This window comes from Pseudomonas sp. MHK4, from assembly GCF_054600775.1.
On the sequence record NZ_BAAIAK010000004.1, the window covers coordinates 183283 to 201649 of the forward strand.

Below are 18367 nucleotides of genomic sequence, written 5' to 3' on the forward strand. Positions count from 1 at the left end.
AAAATGCTGATATGCCCGCTATTTTTCGAACTACGCTGAACCCCGCGCATGAACTCTCTTGCGCCGATCACGTCTGATAGGAGGAAATGCGCCCCGACTCGCGTTAAACTGCGCGGGTTTTTAGTCCCCCATTCCACCGGAGCCTTCCATGTCCCGCGTTACCTTGAGTCGCTATTTGATTGAGCAGACCCGCAGCAACAACACTCCTGCCGATCTGCGCTTCCTGATCGAAGTGGTGGCGCGTGCCTGCAAGGAGATCAACCACGCCGTGTCCAAAGGCGCCCTCGGCGGCGTTCTGGGCAGCATGGGCACTGAAAACGTCCAGGGCGAAGTGCAGAAGAAGCTCGACGTGATCTCCAACGAGATCCTGCTCGAAGCCAACGAATGGGGCGGTCACCTGGCTGGCATGGCGTCCGAAGAAATGGACAATGCCTACCAGATCCCGGGCAAATACCCGAAAGGCGCCTACCTGTTGGTATTCGACCCGCTGGACGGTTCGTCGAACATCGACATCAACGCCCCGGTCGGCACCATCTTCTCGGTACTGCGTTGCCCGAACGAATACCTGAGCCAGAACGAGCCCTTGAACGAGAAGGCTTTCCTGCAGCCAGGTACCCAGCAAGTGGCTGCCGGTTACGCGATCTACGGTCCTCAGACCATGTTGATCCTGACCTTGGGCGACGGCGTGAAAGGTTTCACCCTGGACCGTGAAATGGGCAGCTTCGTACTGACCCACGAAAACATCACCATTCCTGAAACCACCCAGGAATTCGCCATCAACGCGTCCAACCAGCGTCACTGGGAAGCCCCGGTACAGCGCTACGTCGGCGAATTGCTGGCAGGCGATGAAGGCCCGCTGAAAAAGAACTACAACATGCGCTGGGTTGCCGCGATGGTGGCCGACGTGCACCGCATCCTGACCCGTGGCGGTCTGTTCATGTACCCACGCGACAGCCGCGAGCCCTCCAAGCCGGGCAAACTGCGCCTGATGTACGAGGCTAACCCGATGTCGTTCCTGGTGGAACAAGCGGGCGGCGCGTCCACCAATGGTCACCAGCGCATTCTCGACATCCAGCCTGAAGGTCTGCACCAGCGCGTAGCGGTGTTCCTCGGCTCGAAAGAAGAAGTCGCACGCGTGACGGCTTACCACAAGGAATAAACCATGGACGCGCCCTGGCAGCCGTTGCTCGATTGGTGGTTCGGTTCAGCCGAAACAGCCAGGGCAATCGCGGCTGACAAGAGCAAGTTGTGGTTCGGCAAGCGTGACAGCCAGGACCTCGAGGCGCGTGAGCGTTTCGGGGGCCAGGTCGAACAGGCACTGACCGGCGGATTGACCGAGTGGATGCAACGTCCCGAAGGTTGGCTGGCACTGGTGCTGTTGCTCGATCAACTCCCGCGCATGATCTTTCGCGACTCCCCCAAAGCCTTTTCCGGTGACCTGCGGGCCCAGAAGCTGGTCGCCCAGGGCATTGCCGCGGATTTCGATCGGCAATTGCAGCCGATTCAACGGGTGTTCATCTACCTGGTGTTCGAACACAGCGAGAACCTCGCGGTGCAGAACGAAGGCGTCTCGCGCTATATCGACCTGGTGGCGCAACAACCGGAGGCTGATCGGGCATTGTTTGCCGATTATCTGGATTTTGCCGAGCGGCATCAGCAGGTGATTGCGCAGTTTGGACGGTTTCCGCATCGCAATGCGGTGTTGGGGCGCGAGAGTACGGCTGAGGAATTGGTGTTTCTTTCGAAACCCGGGTCGCGCTTCTAAACGCTGCCTATGGATTGTCTTGAAGCAGCCGCTTCATCAGTAATGAGGGCAGGCTTTTTCGCGTATCGGCAATGATATGGACGAAGACTGTCTGTTCGCGAACCTCATAAATGACTCTGTTCATTCCTGAGAGGATCTGTCGATACTGGCTGAGATTCAGCTTCTCGATTTCTTCCGGTATCGACCCTGAATAGGGTTGCTCCCCCAAATGGCGGATGGCCGCCTTCAGGCTGGAGTAAGTGCTTTGCCAGGTTTGGCTTGAGAAATTTTTAATGAGATAGGTACGAAGTTCTTTCAAGTCTGTTTCGGCGGACTGAAGAATGACGACCGTTAAACTCATTGGTGGTCAGCCCTGTCCAAGTCGGCGAAAACATCCTCGGCCTCGCGAAACTTGCCTTCTACAATTTCACGATTGCCCATCGCAAGAAGCTTTAACAGGGCCATTGTGTCTTCCTGCTCTTCAAAGCTTTTTACGTCCATGACGACAAGCTTTGCTTCACCGTTTTGGGTGATCACCAATGGCTCGCGGCTTTCTGTGAGTGTTTTGACGATTTCCGCGGTATGACTTTTCAAATAGCTGATGGGCTTGATTTGAGATGAAAACTTCATGGCGGGGCTCCCGTCAAAATGAGTAAGACCGAGTTTAGTCTTAATTCAGTCTTGTGTCAGTGTGGGCTGACCGATGATTTATCAGCGTTACGGATGTTGCCTTCGCTGGCAAGCCAGCTCCTACAGGGATCTTTGTCGCACCGCCGATCACTGTAGGAGCTGGGCCAGCGAAGGGGCCGGTGATAGTGACTTAGATCCTGAAACTACCCACCAACTGTTTAAGCCGCGCCGCCTGCTGCTCAAGATCGGCACATGCGCGCAAGGTCGACTGCAGATTTTCCACGCCTTCCTGGTTCAACGTGTTGATCTCGGTGATGTCGACGTTGATCGATTCCACCACGGCCGTCTGCTCTTCCGTCGCGGTCGCCACGGATTGGTTCATGCCGTCGATCTCGCCGATGCGCTGGGTCACGCTACCCAGGCGCTCGCCGGCCTGGTTGGCGATACCGACGCTGCTTTCGCTCTGGCGCTGGCTGTCGGTCATGATCGTGACCGCTTCCCGGGCGCCAACCTGCAGTTCCTCGATCATCTTCTGTACTTGCTGCGCAGAGTCCTGCGTGCGGTGGGCGAGGTTGCGCACTTCGTCGGCAACCACCGCAAAACCACGTCCGGCTTCACCGGCGCGCGCGGCTTCGATTGCCGCATTGAGCGCCAGCAAGTTGGTCTGCTGGGAAATGCTGGTGATCACCTCCAGGATCTGCCCGATGTTGACGGTGTTGCTGTTGAGCGTCTCGATGTTGCCGCACGAGTCGCTGATTTTTGCCGACAGCTGGTGCATCGCCGAAATGGTTTTATCCACAACCTGCTGACCCTCTTCGGCCAACGTGCGCGCATCGCTCGAATGCTGCGAGGCGAGGGCGGCGTTCTGGGCAATCTCCTGGGCGGCGGCACCGAGCTGGTTGATCGCCGCGGCCACGCTGCTGGTGCGCGTGGCTTGCTGGTCGGAGTTGAACATTGACGAGTTCGAGGCGGCGACCACGCGCAGGGCCACTTCGTTGACCTGGCCCGTGGCCGAGGATACTTCGCTGATCGAGGTGTGGATGCGTTCGACGAAACGGTTGAACGACAGCCCCAGTGCGCCGAATTCGTCATGGCCGTGGATGGTCAGGCGTTTGGTCAGGTCTCCTTCGCCTTCGGCGATGTCGTGCATGGCACGGCCCATGGTCAGCAATGGCTGCATCAGGAAACTGATCAACATGCCCAGCAACGTGATGATGATCACCACTGCAATCACCATGGCGATGATCGCCGAGGTGCGAAATTCGCTCAGCATCGAGAACGCGGTGTCTTGATCCAGCACCAGCGCCACGTACCAATCTGCCGACGGCACGCCGTTGACGTGGGTGAAGGAGATGAACTGGCTTTTGCCGTCGATCTCGACTTCCTTCATGCCCGGGCTGACTTTCGGCGCACCGTTGGGGTAGGCGTCGGCCAGGTTCTTGAGGACCCATTTGCTGTCCGGGTGAATCAGGATCTTGCCGTCGGCCCCCACGATGAAGGCATGGCCGTGGCCGCCGAAGTTCAGTGAGTTGATGATCGCACTGACGCTGGACAGGTCGATGTCGGCGCCCGCAACGCCAATCATCTGGCCCTGGCGCTGGACCGCAGTGGCCACGGTGATCACCAGCTTGCCGGAGGAGGCGGCGATGTACGGCTCAGTGACGATGGTCTGTTGGGCGCTGTTGGCCGCCTTGTACCAACCGCGGGCGCGCGGGTCGTAGTCTGGCGCGCGATTGCCCGCCGGAACCGAGAACATCACGCCGTCGGCGCCACCGAAGTAACTCAGCTGGAAATTGCCGGTGTAGGCGGGCAGGTCGATGACCCGTTTCAGGCTGGCGGGGGCATTGCCATCGGCGCTGACCTGCTGGGCCATCGATTGCAGCAACTGCATGCGGCTTTCCAGCCAGGTCTGGATGTTACTGGTGGTCAGGCTGCCCAATTCCTGCATCGAGGCTTGGGTGCTGCTACGCAAGGTCTGGCGCTGGCGATAGTCGTTGAACAGGATGAAACAAGCGAATGCGACGGCCACCACGAGGGCGGCAGCCAACAGGATCTTGTGGCTGAATTTCATGTTTCTGGTCATGGGATGAGCTACCGCAGGAGATCGGGTCGACAAAAAGGGGAGGCAAATGCCACGGACGTGACTTTGCGTTGCCTGTATGTCGACTGAGCGGCGCCAAAGATTAGGCGCTTTGTGCAAAAAACGACGAAATACCCGATAGCCAAACGAAGTGGCTGATTATTCCTGCAAAGGTAGACGAGCGGCCTGACAAATAGCCCGTCGGGCAGGGAACCAGATAGGTGTTTTCTCTTCTAAGGTTCAGCTTGGCAGTCATGCCAATCCCTTCGTCCGTGGAGTTTTACATGTCGCTGCGATCCATCGCCCTGCTGTCGTTTTGCGTGTTGCTGGCTGCGTGCAGCAAGGTCAATCAGGAAAACTACTCGAAGCTGTCGTCAGGAATGGCCAAGGCCGAGGTCGAGACCCTGTTGGGCAAACCCGCCGATTGCTCAGGCGCGCTCGGCATGTCCAGTTGCACATGGGGCGACAAGAACAGCTTTATCAGCGTGCAGTTCGCCGGTGACAAAGTGTTGATGTTTTCCGGCCAAGGCCTGAAGTAAACCGGGGCCACGCGCCCACGGGAGAAAAACAATGAAGCGGTTATTGATCATGCTTTTTGCCGGCCTGGTATTGGCCGGCTGTGCCAGTTCTGGCCAGGATCCGTTGGCGCCCAAGACCGTCGACAGTGTCAACCTCAAGCGCTACCAGGGCACCTGGTACGAGTTGGCGCGAATGCCGATGTATTTCCAGCGCGACTGCGCGCAATCCGAAGCTCATTACACGCTCAAGCCTGACGGTAACGTCGCGGTGTTGAATCGCTGCCTGACGGCGCAGTGGCAATGGGAAGAGGTCAAGGGCACGGCTTACCCGCAAGTGCCCGGCAAGAGCGACAAATTATGGGTCGAATTCGATACCTGGTTTTCCAGGCTGATTCCGGGCGTGGCGAAGGGTCAATACTGGGTGTTGTACGTCAGCGATGACTACAAGACCGCGATTGTTGGGGATCCGAGCCGGAAATATCTGTGGCTGTTGTCGCGTACCCCGACCGTCAACGGCGTGGTGCGTGAAGAATTGCTGAGCAAGGCACGTCAGCAGGGTTACGATACGACGCGGCTGATCTGGCGGGCGTCGGATACGCAGATGGCCAAGACCTCGAACTGATCACGCAACCCCTTTGTAGGAGCTGGCTTGCCAGCGATGGCGGTCTGTCAGGCAACAATGATGTTGAATCTGACGGCCTCATCGCTGGCAAGCCAGCTCCTACAGGGTTTTTGGTCAGCCCAGGAGTTCGCGCAGGACCTGGGTGAAGGCGCGATTGCTTTCCTCTTCCCCGGCATGCCGCCCGTCACGCACGACCCACTGGCCATTGACCAGCACGTCGCGCACCTGGCGATCGCCACCGGCAAACAACCAACGATTGAGAATCCCGTCGCCACTGGCGGTCGCCAGGTACGGATCGTTGCCGTCCAGCACCAGCCAATCGGCACGCTTGCCGACTTCCAATGCACCGATCGGTTGCCCCAGCGCTTGGGCACCGCCGTCCAGTGCCGCATCAAACAGCGTGCGACCGACCATCGGCTGATCCGCGCCATACAGGCGATTGCGCCGTTGATCACGCAGACGCTGGCCGTATTCCAGCCAGCGCAACTCTTCCACCACGCTCAATGACACGTGGCTGTCGGAACCGATGCCCATGCGCCCGCCTTGGGCGAGGAAATCCACGGCCGGGAAAATCCCGTCGCCCAGGTTGGCCTCGGTGGTCAGGCACAGGCCGGCGATGGCTTGGCTCCTGGCCATCAGCGTGACTTCTTCCGGGTTGGCGTGAGTGGCGTGGACCAGGCACCAGCGCTGCTCGACTTCGACGTTTTCGTACAGCCATTGCAGCGGACGGCGACCGCTCCAGCTCAGGCAGTCGTCGACTTCCTTCTGCTGCTCGGCGATGTGGATGTGCACCGGGCATTGCTTGTCGCTGGCCGCCAGCACTTCGCTGATCTGTTGTGGTGTGACCGCGCGCAATGAGTGGAAACACAATCCCAGGGACTGAGCCGGTTGCTGCGCCAGTATCGGCTGCAGGCGTGATTGCAGCTTGAGGTAGTTTTCGGTGCTGTTGATAAAACGGCGCTGACCGTCGTTCGGGGTCTGTCCGCCGAAACCTGCATGGCTGTAGAGCACTGGCAACAGGGTCAGGCCGATACCCGCAGAACTGGCCGCCTGGCTGATGCGCAGGGCCAGTTCGGCTGGATCCGCGTAAGGCTGGCCGCTCGTGTCATGGTGCACGTAATGAAATTCGGCCACCGAGGTGTAACCGGCCTTGAGCATTTCGATGTACAGCTGTCGGGCAATGACGCCCAATTGCTCCGGGCTGATTTTTCCGACGAGGCGATACATCAAATCGCGCCAGGTCCAGAAACTGTCGTTCGGATTGCCCGCCACTTCCGCCAGCCCGGCCATGGCCCGCTGGAAGGCGTGGGAGTGCAGGTTCGGCATGCCCGGCAGCAGCGGACCGCTCAGCCGTTCGGCGCCATCTGCATGGGAATTGGCCTGGATATGGGTCAAGACGCCGTCGGCGCTGACCTCAAGACGTACATTGTTGGCCCATCCGTTAGGCAGCAGCGCGCGTTCGGCAAAGAAGGCGGACATGGTTCAGCACCCCATCGTGTGTTATTTGTATATACATATACAGACGTTTGCCTGCCCGGTAAACTCCGGCAAGCTAGCGACATCAACCAAATGACCAAGGATTAACCGTGCCGACTCCGCCTCCAGTCTCACCGTTGGCCGCGAACATGGGCGACAGTCCGGCGCCCCTGTACGCTCGCGTCAAACAGATGATCACCCAGCAAATCGACAGTGGAAACTGGCCACCGCACTACCGCGTTCCGTCGGAAAGCGAGCTGGTCAGCCAGCTGGGTTTCAGCCGCATGACCATCAACCGCGCCTTGCGCGAAATGACCGCCGACGGTCTGTTGGTGCGCATGCAAGGTGTCGGCACCTTCGTTGCCGAGCCGAAAAGCCAGTCCGCCCTGTTCGAAGTGCACAACATCGCTGACGAAATCGCCTCCCGTGGCCATCGCCACACCTGCAAGGTGATCACCCTTGAAGAAGAGGCTGCTGGCTCCGAACGTGCCCTGGCGCTGGACATGCGCGAAGGCCAGAAGGTTTTCCACTCGCTGATCGTGCATTTCGAAAACGACATTCCGGTACAAATCGAAGACCGTTTCGTCAACGCGTTGGTGGCGCCTGAGTACCTCAAGCAGGATTTCACCCTGCAAACACCGTACGCCTACCTGAACCAGGTCGCGCCGCTGACCGAAGGCGAGCACGTGGTCGAGGCGATCCTGGCCGAGCCATCCGAATGCAAGCTGCTGCAAATCGAAAAAGGCGAGCCGTGCCTGCTGATCCGTCGCCGCACCTGGTCTGGCCGCCAGCCGGTGACCGCCGCTCGTTTGATCCACCCCGGTTCCCGTCATCGTCTGGAAGGTCGGTTTCATAAATAGAGAGCATAAATGAATCAGTTGAAGGTCTTACGCGCCAAAGACTACCCGCGCATGCCGTGGAAGAACGGCGGCGGCAGCACTGAAGAAATTACCCGCGATGCTGGCACTGGCCTGGATGGCTTCGGCTGGCGCTTGTCGATTGCCGATATCGGTGAGTCGGGCGGGTTTTCCACCTTTGCCGGTTATGAGCGGGTGATCACCGTTTTACAGGGCGACGGCATGACCCTGACGGTGGATGGGCAGAATGCTCGGCCACTGTTACCGCTGGACCCGTTTGCCTTCAGCGGTGAAAGCAAGGTGTCCTGCACATTGCTCGGTGGGCCGATCCGCGATTTCAACCTGATTTATGCACCGCAGCGTTATGGAGCGCGGTTGCAGTGGTTGAGTGGCGAGCAGCGGTTCTTCAGTTCGGCGGGGACTGTGCTGGTGTTTAGTGTCAGCGAAACGCTGGAGGTGAAAGTCGGTAACAGTGCTTCGCAGCTTGGTCGGCATGATTGCCTGCAACTGGGCGGTAACACCGCTCTGCTGAACATATCCGTCAATGGCGCATGCTGCGTGATTGAACTGACTGCACACTGATCCAAAATCTTTCCCTGTAGGAGCGAGCTTGCTCGCGAAAAACCAGAGGACGCCGCTGGGCATCTGGTTTTACGCGTCATCGTTCACGACCATCGCGAGCAAGCTCGCTCCTACAGAAAGATCGTTCCCCAAAGCGCACCACTTTGTTACCGAATGCCCCAGCGTGGCGCAAAACCCCGCTCAAGTAACAACGCACACGTCCTCCACAAAATCCCTCCGAAAAATTTCATCTACGCCAGAACCCTTGATTCAGGCGCTCTCCAGCCATTTCAGAACTTTTCTTGAATGCCTGACCAACAAGTTGGCCGCTTGATTGCATATGCTTGTATGTACAAGTAAAGACGTATGCGTATGAGTCACGAGGACTCGACCATCGTCCACTGATTCGCCGGTGTGCCCTGTCGCCCATTGGCTTGCTCGCCCACTGCCTGGGTTGGTTTTTGGATTGATTGCTGAGGAGTTCTTTTCGTGACTAAATTTCGTGACGTTGAAATCCGCGCTGCCCGCGGTAACAAGCTGACCGCCAAGAGCTGGCTGACCGAAGCGCCGCTGCGCATGCTGATGAACAACCTCGACCCGCAAGTCGCCGAGAACCCTAAAGAACTGGTGGTTTACGGTGGCATCGGTCGTGCGGCACGTAACTGGGAATGCTACGACAAGATCGTTGAAAGCCTGACCAACCTGAACGACGACGAGACCCTGCTGGTGCAATCCGGCAAGCCGGTCGGCGTGTTCAAGACTCACACCAACGCACCACGCGTGCTGATCGCCAACTCCAACCTGGTACCGCACTGGGCGAGCTGGGAACACTTCAACGAGCTCGACGCCAAAGGCCTGGCCATGTACGGCCAGATGACCGCCGGCAGCTGGATCTACATTGGCAGCCAGGGCATCGTCCAGGGCACCTACGAAACCTTCGTCGAAGCCGGTCGCCAGCACTACAACGATGACCTCAAAGGCAAGTGGGTACTGACCGCTGGCCTGGGCGGCATGGGCGGCGCCCAGCCTCTGGCGGCAACCCTGGCCGGTGCTTGCTCGCTGAACATCGAATGCCAGCAGGTCAGCATCGATTTCCGCCTGAAAAGCCGCTATGTCGACGAGCAAGCCAAAGACCTCGACGACGCGTTGGCCCGCATCGCCAAGTACACCAAGGAAGGCAAGGCGATCTCCATCGCGTTGCTGGGCAACGCCGCTGAAATCCTCCCGGAACTGGTCAAGCGCGGCGTACGCCCGGACATGGTCACCGACCAGACCAGCGCCCACGACCCGCTCAACGGCTACCTGCCGGCCGGCTGGAGCTGGGACGAATACCGCGCTCGTGCCAAGACCGAGCCGGCTGCCGTGATCAAGGCCGCCAAGCAATCGATGGCCGTGCACGTCAAAGCGATGTTGGACTTCCAGAAAATGGGCGTGCCGACCTTCGACTACGGCAACAACATCCGCCAGATGGCCCAGGAAGAAGGCGTGGAAAACGCATTCGACTTCCCGGGCTTCGTACCGGCCTACATCCGTCCACTGTTCTGCCGTGGCATCGGCCCGTTCCGTTGGGCTGCGCTGTCGGGTAATGCTGAAGACATCTACAAGACCGACGCCAAGGTCAAGGAACTGATCCCGGACGATGCCCACCTGCACAACTGGCTGGACATGGCCCGCGAGCGCATCAGCTTCCAGGGTCTGCCGGCACGTATCTGCTGGGTAGGCCTGGGCCTGCGCGCCAAGCTGGGCCTGGCGTTCAACGAAATGGTGCGCAGCGGTGAGCTGTCCGCACCGATCGTGATCGGTCGCGACCACCTGGACTCAGGTTCCGTAGCGAGCCCGAACCGCGAAACCGAATCGATGCAGGACGGTTCCGACGCCGTGTCCGACTGGCCACTGCTCAACGCCCTGCTCAACACCGCGAGCGGCGCGACCTGGGTGTCCCTGCACCACGGCGGCGGCGTCGGCATGGGCTTCTCCCAGCACTCGGGCATGGTGATTGTCTGCGACGGTACCGATGAAGCGGCCGAGCGTATCGCGCGCGTGCTGCACAACGACCCGGCAACTGGCGTGATGCGCCATGCCGATGCCGGTTACCAGATCGCCATCGACTGCGCCAAGGAACAGGGGCTGAACCTGCCGATGATCACCGGCAAATAACGCAAAACCCTGTAGGAGCGAGCTTGCTCGCGATGGCGTGTCAGTCGACGCAGCGGTGAATGACACACCATCGCTCGCTCCTACAGGGGGATCATCCCAACCCAGAATAACAATCCACAGAGGTTGAATCATGGCTGTCAGCAGCGAACGTGCAGGCAACAAACCGTTGATCGAGAAGCGCTCGATCGACTATATCCCGGAGGCGGAAAGACACGGTCGTCTGTTTAGCCAGTTCACCCTGTGGATGGGTGCCAACCTGCAAATCACCGCGATTGTCACCGGGGCCCTGGCCGTGGTGCTGGGCGGTGACGTGTTCTGGTCGTTGATCGGTCTGTTGATCGGCCAACTGATCGGCGGCGGTGTGATGGCGCTGCATGCGGCGCAAGGACCCAAGCTTGGCCTGCCGCAGATGATTTCCAGTCGGGTACAGTTCGGCGTTTATGGCGCGGCCATCCCGATCGTGCTGGTGTGCCTGATGTACCTGGGCTTCACCGCAACAGGAACCGTGCTCTCCGGCCAGGCGCTGGGCCAGTTGTTTGGCGTCAGCGACACCGTCGGTATCCTTCTTTTCGCCAGTGTCATCGTGCTGGTCACGGTGCTCGGTTATCGGGTAATCCACTGGATCGGCCGTATTGCCAGTGTCATTGGCGTGATTGCCTTTGTTTATCTGTTCAGTCGTCTGATCAGCCAGGTTGACGTTGGCGCGCTGCTGCAGATCCGCCACTTCAGCTGGAGCAGTTTCTTGCTCGCGGTGTCGCTCGCGGCGTCCTGGCAGATCGCCTTCGGCCCTTATGTGGCGGACTACTCTCGCTATCTGCCGAGCAAGATTTCCTCGGTGAAAACTTTTTTTGCCGCAGGCGCAGGTTCGGTCATTGGTGCACAGGTGGCGATGGTCCTCGGCGTGTTCGCTGCCGCTTCGGCCAACGGGCAATTCGCCGGCCACGAAGTGGCCTACATCGTTGGTCTGGGCGGTACCGGTGCCACCGCTGCGCTGCTGTACTTCAGCATCGCGTTCGGCAAAGTCACCATCTCCACGCTGAACTCCTACGGCAGCTTCATGTGCATTGCGACCATCATCAGCGGCTTTCGTGGTGACCTGAAAGTATCGCGCTTGCAACGTCTGGTGTTCGTGCTGGTCATCGTCGGTGCTGCGACCCTGATGGCGTTGCTCGGCCAGCACTCGTTCCTCGGTGCATTCAAGTCCTTCATCCTGTTCCTGCTGGCGTTCTTTACGCCATGGAGCGCGATCAACCTGGTGGACTACTACTGCATCACTCGCGAGCGTTATGACGTGCCGGCACTGTCCGATCCGAACGGTCGTTACGGCCGTTGGAACGCCCTCGGTATCAGCGTCTATGTGTTCGGTGTGCTGGTGCAGCTGCCGTTCATCTCCACCAAGTTCTATACCGGTCCGCTGGTGGCGGCCCTGGGTGATGTGGATATTTCCTGGATCATCGGCCTGGTGGTTCCCGCAGCCCTGTATTACGTGTGTGCGAAAAAATGGCACGGCTCAGTGCCCGATCAACTGATCCTGCCGGTCGAGCAGGAGGTGGTCACCGAACAAAAGCTGACTGTCGGTCGCGCTGCGGCGCAGGCCTGATTGGACGTGGACAGGGCTGGATGCCTCTTGACTGCCGTAAGCCAATTCATGATTAGGAGCGTCACTACAATGAAATCGAACAAGACCCTGCTGACCACATTGCTTTCCATGGGCCTGCTGGCCAGCGCCGGCGCCACTCAGGCAGCGGGCTGGTGCGAGTCGGGCAAACCGGTGAAATTCGCCGGCCTGAACTGGGAAAGCGCCATGTTGCTGACCGACGTGATGCAGCTGGTGTTGGAAAAAGGCTACGACTGCAAGACCGACAGCCTGCCAGGCAACTCCATCACCATGGAAAACGCCCTGAGCAGCAACGACATCCAGGTGTTTGCCGAAGAGTGGGTTGGCCGCAGCGAGGTCTGGAACAAGGCCGAGAAGGCCGGCAAGGTCGTCGGTGTCGGCGCCCCGGTCGTCGGTGCGGTCGAAGGCTGGTACGTGCCGCGCTACGTGATCGAAGGCGATGCCAAGCGTAAGCTGGAAGCCAAGACCCCGGACCTGAAGAACATTGCCGACCTGGGCAAATACTCGGCGGTGTTCAAGGACGCCGAAGAGCCCTCCAAAGGGCGTTTCTACAACTGCCCGGCCGGCTGGACCTGTGAGCTGGACAACAGCGAAATGCTGAAAAGCTACGGCCTGGAAAGCACCTACACCAACTTCCGCCCAGGCACCGGCCCGGCACTCGATGCCGCCGTGCTGTCGAGTTACAAGCGTGGCGAGCCGATCCTGTTCTACTACTGGTCGCCAACCCCGCTGATGGGCCAGGTCGACGTAGTGAAGCTCGAAGAAAAACCAGGCGTGAACAAGACCGTGACCATCAAGGTCGGCCTGTCCAAGACTTTTCACGAAGAAGCGCCGGAACTGGTGGCCGTGCTGGAAAAGGTCAACGTGCCAATCGACCTGCTGAACCAGAACCTGGGCCGCATGACCAAAGAGCGGATCGAGTCGCCAAAACTGGCCAAGATCTTCTTGAAGGAACATCCTGAAGTCTGGCACGCATGGGTGAGCGAAGACGCAGCCAAGAAAATCGACGCGGCCTTGTAGGTTGGGCTTCTCCGGCTGTCGACGACGACAGTCGGATGCTTGATCGCAACCCCTTGATTGAGAGTCTCTTATGTTTCCCGAAAGCTTTACCTTTTCCATCGCCGACTGGGTCAACGGTTGGGTCGATTCGCTGGTCACCAACTATGGCGACGTGTTCCGGCACATCTCCGACACCCTGTTGTGGGCCATCGTCAATCTTGAAAGCCTGCTGCGTGCAGCGCCCTGGTGGCTGATGCTGGCCATCGTGGCGGGCGTGGCCTGGCACGCGACCCGCAAGGTCGTGACCACCGCCGTGATCGTCGGCTTGCTGTTCCTGGTGGGCGCGGTTGGCCTCTGGGACAAGCTGATGCAGACGCTGGCGCTGATGATGGTGGCGACGATCATTTCGGTGTTGATCGGCATCCCGCTGGGCATTCTCTCGGCACGCAGCAATCGCCTGCGTTCGGTGCTGATGCCATTGCTGGACATCATGCAGACCATGCCGAGCTTCGTGTACCTGATCCCGGTGCTGATGCTGTTCGGCCTGGGTAAGGTCCCGGCGATCTTCGCCACCGTGATCTACGCCGCGCCACCGCTGATCCGCCTGACCGACCTGGGGATTCGCCAGGTTGACGGCGAGGTGATGGAAGCGATCAACGCCTTTGGTGCCAACCGTTGGCAGCAACTGTTCGGCGTGCAATTGCCGCTGGCCCTGCCGAGCATCATGGCCGGGATCAACCAGACCACCATGATGGCCCTGTCGATGGTGGTGATCGCCTCGATGATCGGTGCCCGTGGCCTGGGCGAAGACGTGCTGGTGGGGATTCAGACCCTCAACGTCGGACGCGGCCTCGAAGCCGGTCTGGCGATCGTGATTCTGGCCGTCGTGATCGACCGCATTACACAGGCGTACGGTCGTGCACGGCATGAGGTGAGCAAATGAACAACGCAACCGTGAGCAAGATCGAAGTCAAGAACGTCTTCAAGATTTTCGGCAACCGTTCCAAGGAAGCGCTGGCCATGGTCGGCCAGGGCAAGACCAAGGATCAGGTGCTGTCCGAAACCGGCTGCGTGGTCGGCGTGAACGATTTGTCCCTGAGCATCGGCAGCGGCGAGATCTTCGTGATCATGGGCCTGTCGGGTTCCGGCAAATCCACCCTGGTGCGCCACTTCAACCGCTTGATCGACCCGACCAGCGGCGCGATCCTGGTGGACGGTGTGGACATCCTGCAATACGACATGGAAGCCCTGCGCGAATTTCGTCGACGCAAGATCAGCATGGTGTTCCAGAGCTTCGGCCTGTTGCCGCACAAGAGCGTGCTGGACAACGTCGCCTACGGCTTGAAAATCCGTGGTGAGAGCAAGCAAATGTGCGCCGAGCGCGCGTTGCACTGGATCAACACCGTGGGCCTCAAGGGCTACGAAAACAAATACCCGCACCAGCTCTCCGGCGGTATGCGTCAGCGTGTTGGTTTGGCCCGTGCGTTGGCGGCGGACACCGACATCATCCTGATGGACGAAGCGTTCAGCGCCCTCGACCCGCTGATTCGCGCCGAGATGCAGGACCAGTTGCTGGAACTGCAAAAGACCCTGCACAAGACCATCGTCTTCATCACCCACGACCTCGACGAGGCCGTGCGCATCGGCAACCGCATCGCGATCCTCAAGGATGGCCGCCTGATCCAGGTCGGCACGCCGAAAGAGATCCTGCATTCGCCGGCGGATGAGTATGTCGACCGCTTTGTACAGCGTCGGGCGGCGGTGGTTTAAAGATTTGCGGTGAATGTGCCGGCCTCTTCGCTGGCAAGCCAGCTCCTACAAGGTGTAAGCAATCCCCTGTAGGAGCTGGCTTGCCAGCGAAGGCGGCGGTGAAGCTGCATCAATATTTGGATGAGGTTGAAGATGTCCCAGGCTGAAAAAATCGTTATCACCGAGAAGCAGGTCACCTGGCAGGACGTAGTCGCCGTCGCCCGTCATGGCGCGCAACTCGAGCTGTCGGCACCGGTCTGGGCACGGATTGAAAAAGCACAGGCCATCGTCCAGCGCATCGTTACCAGCGGCGAGCGTGCCTACGGCATCAACACCGGGCTGGGCGCGCTGTGCAACGTGTCGCTGCAGGACGAACAACTCAGCCAGTTGTCGCGCAACACCTTGCTCAGCCACGCCTGTGGCGTCGGCGCGCCGCTGGCCAACGAGCAGACCCGCTCGATCATGTGCGCCGCCGTCGTCAACTACAGCCACGGCAAATCCGGCCTGCACCGCCAGGTGGTCGAAGCGCTGCTGGCGCTGCTCAACCGTGGCATTACCCCGCAAGTTCCCTCTCAAGGCTCCGTGGGCTACCTGACCCACATGGCCCACATCGGCATCGCTTTGCTGGGTGTCGGCAATGTCAGCTATCGCGGGCAGATCATTGGCGCGCAGCAGGCCCTGGCTGAAGAAGGGCTGCAACCGGTCAAGCTGGGCGCCAAGGATGGCCTGTGCCTGGTCAATGGCACGCCATGCATGACCGGCCTGAGCTGCCTGGCCATTGCCGACGCCGCCCATCTGTTGCATTGGGCCGATGTGATCGGTGCCATGAGCTTCGAGGCCCAGCGCGGGCAGATCGATGCGTTCGATGCCGAAATCATCGCACTCAAGCCGCATCCGGGCATGCAGCAGGTCGGGATCAACCTGCGCGCCCTGCTCGACGGCAGCGAAGTGATTGCCCAGAGCAAGGGCATTCGCACCCAGGATGCCTTGAGCATTCGCTCGATTCCGCAGGTGCACGGTGCTGCTCGCGATCAGTTGCTTCACGCGACCCAGCAGATCGAAACCGAACTCAACAGCGCCACCGACAACCCGCTGGTGCTGGGCACGGCGGACAACTACCGCGTCGTTTCCCAAGCCAACCCGCACGGCCAGTCCGTGGCATTGGCGGCGGATCTGCTGGCCATCGCCATGGCCGAAATCGGCTCCATCGCCGAGCGACGTCTGGACCGCTTGATCAACCCGCACGTCAGCGGCCTGCCAGCCTTCCTGGTAGCCAACCCGGGTGTGAACTCCGGGATGATGATCGTGCAGTACGTCGCTGCCTCGCTGTGTGCGCAAAACCGCCAACTGGCGCAACCGGCGGTGCTCGACAACTATGTCACCTCGGGCCTGCAGGAAGATCACCTGAGCCTGGGCACCAACGCCGCGCTGAAGCTGCATCGCGCCCTGGAAAACTGCACGCAGATCCTCGCCATCGAGTACTTGCTGGCGGCCCAGGCGTTCGAGTTCCTGAAAGAGCAGCGCTTCGGCGCTGGCACCGATGCGGCGTGGCGTCTGCTGCGTGAGCGCGTCCCGGCTTACGATCAAGACCGTTGGTTGGCGCCGGACATTGCTGCCGCTGCGGGCGTGTTGAAAGAACCGGATTTGCTGCACAAGGCTTTGCCGAACCTGAACTGATTTCCATACCCAACCAGCGTGCCAAGGCGCCAGCCCCCTCAAGAAGGGGGAAGCGACGGACAACGGATATCTCCGGAGCGTCTGGTAGTTGATAAAAAACTCTCAAAAGGAGAACAAAATGACTGCGCTAAACCTGATTCCCGGCCAACTGAGCCTGTCCCAGCTGCGTGATGTCTACCAGCAGCCGGTGAAGCTGACCCTCGACCACAGCGCCGCGGCCCAGATCGAAGCCAGCGTTGCCTGCGTGGAACAGATCCTCGCCGAGAACCGCACCGCCTATGGCATCAACACCGGTTTCGGCCTGCTGGCTTCGACCCGCATCGCCAGCGAAGACCTGGAAAACCTCCAGCGCTCGCTGGTGCTGTCCCACGCCGCCGGTGTCGGCCAGCCGATCAGCGACGACCTGGTGCGACTGATCATGGTGCTCAAGGTCAACAGCCTGAGCCGTGGTTTCTCCGGTATCCGCCGGGTAGTGATCGACGCGCTGATTGCCCTGATCAACGCCGAGGTTTACCCGCACATTCCACTGAAAGGTTCGGTCGGTGCATCCGGTGACCTGGCGCCTCTGGCCCACATGTCGCTGGTGCTGCTCGGTGAAGGCAAGGCGCGCTACAAGGGCGAGTGGATGGAGGCGACCGAAGCACTGAAAGTCGCTGGCCTGACCCCGCTGACCCTGGCCGCGAAAGAAGGCCTGGCGCTGCTCAACGGCACCCAGGTTTCCACCGCGTTTGCCCTGCGTGGCCTGTTCGAAGGTGAAGACCTGTTCGCCGGCGCCTTGGCACTGGGCGGCCTGACCGTTGAAGCGGTATTGGGCTCGCGCTCGCCGTTCGACGCGCGTATCCACGCTGCCCGTGGCCAGAAAGGCCAGATCGACGCCGCTGCCGCTTACCGCGACCTGTTGGGCGAGCGCAGTGAGGTCTCCGACTCCCACGAAAATTGCGAAAAAGTGCAGGACCCATACTCCCTGCGCTGCCAGCCGCAAGTCATGGGTGCGTGCCTGACCCAGTTCCGTCAGGCCGCCGAAGTGCTGGCCATCGAAGCCAACGCCGTATCGGACAACCCGCTGGTATTCGCCGCTGAAGGTGACGTGATTTCCGGCGGTAACTTCCACGCCGAACCGGTGGCCATGGCTGCTGACAACATGGCCCTTGCCATCGCCGAAATCGGCTCCCTGAGCGAGCGTCGCATCTCGTTGATGATGGACAAGCACATGTCGCAACTGCCGCCGTTCCTGGTGGCCAACGGTGGCGTGAACTCCGGCTTCATGATCGCCCAGGTGACCGCAGCGGCGCTGGCCAGCGAAAACAAGGCACTGTCCCACCCGCATTCGGTGGACAGCCTGCCGACCTCCGCCAACCAGGAAGACCATGTCTCCATGGCGCCGGCTGCGGGCAAGCGTCTGTGGGAAATGGCCGAGAACACCCGTGGGATTTTGGCCGTTGAATGGCTGGCGGCGGTTCAAGGTCTGGACCTGCGCAATGGCCTGAAAAGCTCGCCGAAACTGGAAAAGGCTCGGGCCATCCTGCGTAACGAAGTGCCGTTCTATGAGAAGGACCGCTTCTTTGCGCCGGACATCAATGCTGCGACCGAGTTGTTGGCTTCGCGTTGCCTGAACGAGCTGGTTTCGGCCAAGTTTTTGCCTAGCCTGTGATGGACTCATCGCCAGCAGGCTGGCTCCC

18 protein-coding genes and 1 pseudogene are annotated in these 18367 nt (G+C 60.0%); 14 read left to right on the top strand and 5 right to left on the bottom strand.

All coding sequences use genetic code 11. The features are described from left to right. Positions 1 to 148 precede the first annotated feature (148 nt). Together ACYP2Q_RS12750 and ACYP2Q_RS12755 are read left to right on the top strand one after the other, a co-directional pair. Positions 149 to 1159 carry a class 1 fructose-bisphosphatase gene (locus tag ACYP2Q_RS12750; RefSeq protein ID WP_008058033.1) on the top strand — a complete coding sequence of 337 codons (1011 nt, stop codon included), beginning with the start codon at positions 149 to 151 and terminating at the stop codon, positions 1157 to 1159. A gap of 3 nt (positions 1160 to 1162) precedes the next feature. After that, the gene (locus tag ACYP2Q_RS12755; protein ID WP_459730778.1) at positions 1163 to 1765 is read left to right on the top strand and encodes a DUF924 family protein; all 603 of its coding nucleotides are present in this window, start codon (positions 1163 to 1165) and stop codon (positions 1763 to 1765) included. 7 nt (positions 1766 to 1772) lie between these two features. Here ACYP2Q_RS12755 and ACYP2Q_RS12760 read toward each other — a convergent pair whose 3' ends face one another. The 4 genes and pseudogenes from ACYP2Q_RS12760 to ACYP2Q_RS12775 all read right to left on the bottom strand — a co-directional run. Next, positions 1773 to 2105: a type II toxin-antitoxin system RelE/ParE family toxin gene (locus ACYP2Q_RS12760; protein WP_459730779.1), complete on the bottom strand. Its 333-nt coding sequence runs from the start codon at positions 2103 to 2105 to the stop codon at positions 1773 to 1775. Continuing rightward, a complete protein-coding gene (locus ACYP2Q_RS12765) occupies positions 2102 to 2374 on the bottom strand; it encodes a type II toxin-antitoxin system Phd/YefM family antitoxin (RefSeq protein WP_459730780.1) in 273 nt (90 codons plus the stop codon). Before ACYP2Q_RS12765 ends, ACYP2Q_RS12760 begins: the two co-directional genes overlap by 4 nt. A 190-nt stretch (positions 2375 to 2564) precedes the next feature. Continuing rightward, the gene (locus ACYP2Q_RS12770) at positions 2565 to 3329 is read right to left on the bottom strand and encodes a methyl-accepting chemotaxis protein (protein ID WP_459731039.1); all 765 of its coding nucleotides are present in this window, start codon (positions 3327 to 3329) and stop codon (positions 2565 to 2567) included. 93 nt (positions 3330 to 3422) lie between these two features. Then, positions 3423 to 4457 (bottom strand): annotated as a pseudogene (locus ACYP2Q_RS12775) (HAMP domain-containing protein); the annotation flags it as partial. 281 nt (positions 4458 to 4738) lie between these two features. Here ACYP2Q_RS12775 and ACYP2Q_RS12780 point away from each other — a divergent pair. Together ACYP2Q_RS12780 and ACYP2Q_RS12785 are read left to right on the top strand one after the other, a co-directional pair. Beyond that, entirely contained in the window at positions 4739 to 4993 is a 255-nt protein-coding gene (locus tag ACYP2Q_RS12780; RefSeq protein ID WP_431761870.1) for a hypothetical protein, read from the top strand. Positions 4994 to 5024: 31 nt separating this feature from the next. Further along, a complete protein-coding gene (locus tag ACYP2Q_RS12785; protein ID WP_459730782.1) occupies positions 5025 to 5594 on the top strand; it encodes a lipocalin family protein in 570 nt (189 codons plus the stop codon). 114 nt (positions 5595 to 5708) lie between these two features. Here ACYP2Q_RS12785 and ACYP2Q_RS12790 read toward each other — a convergent pair whose 3' ends face one another. Next, positions 5709 to 7073 carry a formimidoylglutamate deiminase gene (locus ACYP2Q_RS12790; RefSeq protein ID WP_459730783.1) on the bottom strand — a complete coding sequence of 455 codons (1365 nt, stop codon included), beginning with the start codon at positions 7071 to 7073 and terminating at the stop codon, positions 5709 to 5711. A 146-nt stretch (positions 7074 to 7219) separates the two neighbouring features. Here ACYP2Q_RS12790 and hutC point away from each other — a divergent pair, with 146 nt between their 5' ends. The 10 genes from hutC (at position 7220) to hutH (ACYP2Q_RS12840) (ending at position 18339) form a co-directional block, all read left to right on the top strand. Continuing rightward, positions 7220 to 7930: a histidine utilization repressor gene (gene hutC / locus ACYP2Q_RS12795; protein WP_170948611.1), complete on the top strand. Its 711-nt coding sequence runs from the start codon at positions 7220 to 7222 to the stop codon at positions 7928 to 7930. Positions 7931 to 7939: 9 nt separating this feature from the next. Further along, positions 7940 to 8509 (top strand): HutD/Ves family protein, encoded by a 570-nt coding sequence (locus ACYP2Q_RS12800; RefSeq protein ID WP_459730784.1) that lies wholly within the window; start codon positions 7940 to 7942, stop codon positions 8507 to 8509. 28 nt (positions 8510 to 8537) lie between these two features. After that, positions 8538 to 8822: a hypothetical protein gene (locus tag ACYP2Q_RS12805; protein ID WP_459730785.1), complete on the top strand. Its 285-nt coding sequence runs from the start codon at positions 8538 to 8540 to the stop codon at positions 8820 to 8822. 155 nt (positions 8823 to 8977) lie between these two features. Beyond that, positions 8978 to 10645 carry a urocanate hydratase gene (hutU, locus tag ACYP2Q_RS12810; RefSeq protein ID WP_459730786.1) on the top strand — a complete coding sequence of 556 codons (1668 nt, stop codon included), beginning with the start codon at positions 8978 to 8980 and terminating at the stop codon, positions 10643 to 10645. Positions 10646 to 10775: 130 nt separating this feature from the next. Next, positions 10776 to 12245, top strand: a complete 1470-nt coding sequence (locus tag ACYP2Q_RS12815; protein ID WP_459730787.1) for a purine-cytosine permease family protein — start codon at positions 10776 to 10778, stop codon at positions 12243 to 12245. Between the two features lie 69 nt (positions 12246 to 12314). After that, positions 12315 to 13283, top strand: coding sequence for an ABC transporter substrate-binding protein (locus ACYP2Q_RS12820; protein ID WP_459730788.1), 969 nt, complete (start codon positions 12315 to 12317; stop codon positions 13281 to 13283). A 70-nt stretch (positions 13284 to 13353) separates the two neighbouring features. Beyond that, positions 13354 to 14205 carry an ABC transporter permease gene (locus tag ACYP2Q_RS12825; protein WP_103396924.1) on the top strand — a complete coding sequence of 284 codons (852 nt, stop codon included), beginning with the start codon at positions 13354 to 13356 and terminating at the stop codon, positions 14203 to 14205. Next, complete coding sequence (locus ACYP2Q_RS12830) at positions 14202 to 15032, top strand: quaternary amine ABC transporter ATP-binding protein (protein ID WP_459730789.1); 831 nt, start codon at positions 14202 to 14204, stop codon at positions 15030 to 15032. Before ACYP2Q_RS12825 ends, ACYP2Q_RS12830 begins: the two co-directional genes overlap by 4 nt. Before the next feature lie 132 nt (positions 15033 to 15164). Continuing rightward, entirely contained in the window at positions 15165 to 16688 is a 1524-nt protein-coding gene (hutH, locus tag ACYP2Q_RS12835) for a histidine ammonia-lyase (RefSeq protein WP_459730790.1), read from the top strand. A gap of 118 nt (positions 16689 to 16806) precedes the next feature. Then, positions 16807 to 18339 (top strand): histidine ammonia-lyase, encoded by a 1533-nt coding sequence (gene hutH, locus ACYP2Q_RS12840; RefSeq protein WP_459730791.1) that lies wholly within the window; start codon positions 16807 to 16809, stop codon positions 18337 to 18339. The last annotated feature ends 28 nt before the right edge of the window (positions 18340 to 18367 follow it).

What these genes read in the sequence shown, in the direction of transcription:
- ACYP2Q_RS12770 (WP_459731039.1), bottom strand. Translation starts at nt 3,329, where the DNA reads ATGTTCAACTCCGACCAGCAAGCCACGCGCACCAGCAGCGTGGCCGCG.
- ACYP2Q_RS12750 (WP_008058033.1), top strand. Translation starts at nt 149, where the DNA reads ATGTCCCGCGTTACCTTGAGTCGCTATTTGATTGAGCAGACCCGCAGC.
- ACYP2Q_RS12755 (WP_459730778.1), top strand. Translation starts at nt 1,163, where the DNA reads ATGGACGCGCCCTGGCAGCCGTTGCTCGATTGGTGGTTCGGTTCAGCC.
- hutH (WP_459730790.1), top strand. Translation starts at nt 15,165, where the DNA reads ATGTCCCAGGCTGAAAAAATCGTTATCACCGAGAAGCAGGTCACCTGG.
- hutH (WP_459730791.1), top strand. Translation starts at nt 16,807, where the DNA reads ATGACTGCGCTAAACCTGATTCCCGGCCAACTGAGCCTGTCCCAGCTG.
- ACYP2Q_RS12800 (WP_459730784.1), top strand. Translation starts at nt 7,940, where the DNA reads ATGAATCAGTTGAAGGTCTTACGCGCCAAAGACTACCCGCGCATGCCG.
- ACYP2Q_RS12815 (WP_459730787.1), top strand. Translation starts at nt 10,776, where the DNA reads ATGGCTGTCAGCAGCGAACGTGCAGGCAACAAACCGTTGATCGAGAAG.
- hutC (WP_170948611.1), top strand. Translation starts at nt 7,220, where the DNA reads ATGGGCGACAGTCCGGCGCCCCTGTACGCTCGCGTCAAACAGATGATC.
- ACYP2Q_RS12825 (WP_103396924.1), top strand. Translation starts at nt 13,354, where the DNA reads ATGTTTCCCGAAAGCTTTACCTTTTCCATCGCCGACTGGGTCAACGGT.
- ACYP2Q_RS12790 (WP_459730783.1), bottom strand. Translation starts at nt 7,073, where the DNA reads ATGTCCGCCTTCTTTGCCGAACGCGCGCTGCTGCCTAACGGATGGGCC.
- ACYP2Q_RS12765 (WP_459730780.1), bottom strand. Translation starts at nt 2,374, where the DNA reads ATGAAGTTTTCATCTCAAATCAAGCCCATCAGCTATTTGAAAAGTCAT.
- ACYP2Q_RS12785 (WP_459730782.1), top strand. Translation starts at nt 5,025, where the DNA reads ATGAAGCGGTTATTGATCATGCTTTTTGCCGGCCTGGTATTGGCCGGC.
- ACYP2Q_RS12830 (WP_459730789.1), top strand. Translation starts at nt 14,202, where the DNA reads ATGAACAACGCAACCGTGAGCAAGATCGAAGTCAAGAACGTCTTCAAG.
- ACYP2Q_RS12780 (WP_431761870.1), top strand. Translation starts at nt 4,739, where the DNA reads ATGTCGCTGCGATCCATCGCCCTGCTGTCGTTTTGCGTGTTGCTGGCT.
- ACYP2Q_RS12820 (WP_459730788.1), top strand. Translation starts at nt 12,315, where the DNA reads ATGAAATCGAACAAGACCCTGCTGACCACATTGCTTTCCATGGGCCTG.
- ACYP2Q_RS12760 (WP_459730779.1), bottom strand. Translation starts at nt 2,105, where the DNA reads ATGAGTTTAACGGTCGTCATTCTTCAGTCCGCCGAAACAGACTTGAAA.